Genomic DNA, 4,300 nt, shown 5'->3' with positions numbered 1-4,300 from the left:
GCTACCGATTTATCCCAATCAGATTTCGAGATAATTCCCTTTTCAAACAAGGTTTTATTTCTTTCATAATTAGCTTTCGCTTCATTAAAAGAAGCATCAGACTGACTTAAACCAGCTTTGGTTCCAGACAAATTGGCCACTGTTCTATTTAAACCAGAAGTATATAAATCAGGGTTTATCTTTACCAATAATTCTCCTTTTTTTACCACTTGTCCTTCTTTGATCGGCAAATCAATAATCTCACCAGAAACCATCGAAGCAATTTTTACTTCAATTTCAGGTTGAATTTTACCTGTGGCCGAAACAGTTTCAACTATTGTCCCCGTTTCAACATTGGCAATTTCCACTTCTTTACCCTTATCTTTATTTCCAATAATTCCAGCTTTTGAAAGTCCTATTAATGCCCCAATAATTACTATTGCAGAACCTATTATAATGTAAATTGTTTTTTTTGACATAGTATTATTTTTTCATGATTTGGTCAATTGGAATTCCAAAATAAAACTCTAGTATTTTTATTTTGAAAATATAGTCATATTTAGTTCTTATTACTTCAGATTGTGCGTTGGTCAACAAAGTTTGCGATTGATTGAAATCAAAAGAATTCATCAAACCCACTGCATACTTTTCTTTAGCATAATTATAAGCTTCGTCTCTGGATTCCAGCGCTATAATAGCTGATTCATGTGCATTCATTGCTCCTTTAGCATCGGTAAAAGCAGTATAAACGTTTCTTTGTAAGTCCAAATCTTCTTTTTCCAATGCAATTTTAGATTTTTCTAAATCCACTTTAGAACGCTCCACATTATTTCTAACAGACCATCCGTTAAAGATAGGTATTGATAATTGTGCCCCAAAAGATTGCCCTCTATTATTCTTAAATTGTTCCGTAAATGGATCTGCAGCTTTAGTCCCTATTACATTACCATTACCATCGAATGCAATAACATCTGCATAAGAAATCTGAGTATTAAAATTATAAAAACCTTGAAGTGTCGGTTGGAAGCCTCCTTTTGCAATTGCCACGTTTTTTTGCGCAATCTCTAAATTAGTTTGAGCAATTTTCAGTACCGTTCTGGTCTCTTTTGCTTTAGCATAAATGTCAATCGGCTTAACTGACATAATATTATTTTCATCATTAATATTGGTATCATCAATTACATCAAAGTCCCAAAATTCTTTTAATTGTAATAATTGAGCCAAACTCAATTTAGATATCAACAAAGAGTTCTCCGCAGTAATAACATTTTGTTTATTGGTAGCTACAGTTGCTTTTACATCCAATAAATCACCACGAGGAATAGACCCTGCTTTAACCAATTCTTCAGAACGTGTGTATTGCTTCTCATTGATTGCCAATTGCTCTTGTTGCACTTTTAGATTTTCTTTATTAAAAAGTACTTGCAAAAAAGCATTGGCCACATTCAAGGCAATGTCTTCTTGCATTTTTACTAGTTTATATTTTGAAGCCACAATAGAAAGATTAGCTCTTCGCAGTGTATTCTGATTTTGCATTCCTTTATAAATATCAAAACCAACACCGGCCCCAATCGATGTATATTGTGTCGTTTGATTACGCTTAACGTTAGTTACGGGATCTGTATTTAATCCTATATTCCAAGAATGAGAAGAATTTGAATTTAAGGATGGAAGGAAATTTCCAAAAGCACCTCTCTTATCAATATTTGCTGAAAGCGTATCTAGTTCAGTATTTTTTATAGAAATGTTATTTTTTATGGCATATCTCACACACTCTTCCAAAGTCCATGCCTTGGTTTGTGCTTGAGAAGCTAATCCAATCAGGAAGATAAAAGCGATACTTATATAATTTATTTTTTTCATTTTTAATGGAATAAAGACGCAGCAAATCCGCTGCATATATTTAACTTAATTTGTTTATCAAAAACCTACTTCAGCGATTAGTTTGGTTTTGCTTCCTCAGTTTTCAAACCTTGATTCCAAACTTTTATTTTATCCGAAGCTTTAATACCGCTTTTCACTTCTACATAAATTCCATCACTAACACCTAATGTTATCTCTTTTCTTTGAAACTTTTGTGGTCCCGTTTGAATCTCTACATATGGTTTTAATGTTTTTTTATCAAATTGAACTAACGATTCTTTTAAAGCTTGTACTTTATCCGCTTTTTCCAGAATGATAGAAGCATTGGCACTCAAACCTGCTCTGATAAAAGTATTGTCTCTATTGGTTAATGTCGCTTTAATTTCAAATTGGATGGCTCCGTTTTCTGTTTTCCCTTTTGGTGCTATATCAGTCAAAACAGCAGTAAATTTTTTATTTTCAATGGCTCCAACAGTAATTTCAATAGGCATATTTAATTTAATTTTCCCTACTTCAGATTCATCAACTTTACCAACAAAAATCATTCTCCCGACATCAGCAACACTTGCAATTGTTGTTCCTTCGTTAAAGTTATTACTTTCAATGACTTGGTTACCTACTTTTACTGGAACATCCAGTACCATTCCATTTACAGTAGAACGAATCAAAGTATTGGCATAATTTCCTAATCCAGAAGCTGTCCCTGTTTTTACGATATCAAATCCTTGTGTCGATGCATAATAATTTTGTTTGGCTTGATTATATGCTAATTGTGCTGCATCAAAATCATTGGCAGAAATCACTCCTTTATCAAATAAAGTTTTTTGTCTTTGATATAATTTCTCTTGGTTATCCAATTCAATTTTTGCAGTTTTCACTTGGTTCTGAGAATTACTCAAACTAGAAACATTAGCTACAACTTTGATTTTAGCAATCATGTCTCCAGCCTTTACCGATTCTCCGGCTTTAATATACACCGCTTCTATAATTCCAGAAATATTTGGTTTAATCAATACCTCTTCATCTGGTACAATATTTCCTGTAGCTAAGGTACTTTTCACTATAGTTTTTATTTCCACTTTATCCGTTTCAAAAACTATAGGAGATTCTTGGTTTTTTGCGTACAAATAATATAAAGCTCCAAAGAAAACTATTGCTATTAAAATCAATACGGTTATGGTTACTCCTTTTTTCATTTTAAAATTTTTTATTCGATTATTATTGTTTTTTGATTGAGTTCTTATTCTGCTCGTAAGGCATCTACTGGTTTTACGTTAATAGCTGTCTGTGCTGGGATGAATCCAGCCAATAATCCCGAACCCACTAAAATTAGTAAGGCTATAAAAACAACCACTAAATCAACGCTTGGATTAATAAACATCATCCCATCTGTAGGCATTGTAGCCAAAATCATATTGAGTATGGCCAACAAGCCCGTCGCTACGGCGATACCAAACATTCCTGCTACTATGGTTAGAAAAATTGCTTCCAATAATATTTGGGATCTGATGGCACCCGGTGTTGCTCCTAATGCTCTTCTTATTCCAATTTCGTTTGTCCGCTCTTTAACAACGATTAGCATAATATTTGAAATTCCAATAATCCCAGATAACAAGACTAAAGTTCCAACAAAATAAGCGATGAATTTAAGAACATTGAATAGATCCTGTACTTTTTGAAATTCGGCAAACAAGTCAAAATTACCAACAGCTCTTTCGTCATCAGGATGAATGAAATGTCTTTCTCTCATAAGTGCCAAAATACCTGGCCGAAGATCTGTTATTGAGGCATTATCATTAGCAGTTATGGCCATCCATCCTACTTTATCACCAAAATTAAAGGCTTGCTGAAATGTGGTAAAAGGGATAAATATATTTTTTTGAGCCGATTCAGCGTTACCGTTATTCTGCCCTTTTGACTTATACACTCCAACCACCATAAAGTTGACCCCATTTATTTTTATATAAGTCCCCAACACTTCTTCGGTACTCATATACAACTCATTAATGACACCTGTACCAATAATAGCTACTTTACGTTTTGCCAATATATCCTGCTGATTCACAAAACGGCCTTTGATAATATCCATTTGCTCTTGTTTGACTAACTCCGGATAATCACCATTAACATTATAAGCACCTGTTTTTGTTCCTCTGATAACATTATTCACTCCATTAAAATCACCCAATTGGTTACGAGGAGAAACATACAATAAATCCGGAAATTTTTGCTTTAAGGCATCAACATCACTATTTCTAAAATCATATCTTCTAGTTTTAGGCAATCCTTTGTAAGCCTTTGAAGTAGTTTGCGTCCACATAAACATGGTGTTTGTAGCAATACCATCAAATCCTTTTCTAATACCATTTTCCAAACCATTGGAAGCAGCTAATAAAACCACCAAAATAAATATACCCCAAAACACTCCAAAAGCAGTCATTAGTGTTCGGAAGGTATT

At 33.5% G+C, this 4,300-nt stretch carries 4 protein-coding genes; all 4 read right to left on the bottom strand.

Annotation, left to right across the window (positions count from 1 at the left end; genetic code table 11):
• Positions 1-458 (bottom strand): efflux RND transporter periplasmic adaptor subunit (locus tag VFS71_RS15985; protein WP_326402518.1); only part of this gene is annotated, 458 nt, incomplete at its 3' end.
• A 4-nt stretch (positions 459-462) separates the two neighbouring features.
• Positions 463-1,842 (bottom strand): TolC family protein, encoded by a 1,380-nt coding sequence (locus tag VFS71_RS15980; protein WP_326402516.1) that lies wholly within the window; start codon positions 1,840-1,842, stop codon positions 463-465.
• 77 nt (positions 1,843-1,919) lie between these two features.
• Positions 1,920-3,038, bottom strand: a complete 1,119-nt coding sequence (locus VFS71_RS15975) for an efflux RND transporter periplasmic adaptor subunit (protein WP_326402514.1) — start codon at positions 3,036-3,038, stop codon at positions 1,920-1,922.
• A 44-nt stretch (positions 3,039-3,082) separates the two neighbouring features.
• On the bottom strand, positions 3,083-4,300 hold a 1,218-nt coding region (locus VFS71_RS15970; RefSeq protein WP_326402513.1), incomplete at its 5' end, for an ABC transporter permease.

The sequence above is a fragment of the Flavobacterium sp. genome (assembly GCF_035760125.1).
Taxonomy (GTDB): domain Bacteria; phylum Bacteroidota; class Bacteroidia; order Flavobacteriales; family Flavobacteriaceae; genus Flavobacterium.
The sequence above is the reverse complement of the archived record's forward strand: the minus strand, read 5'-3'. Positions and strand labels throughout refer to the sequence as shown.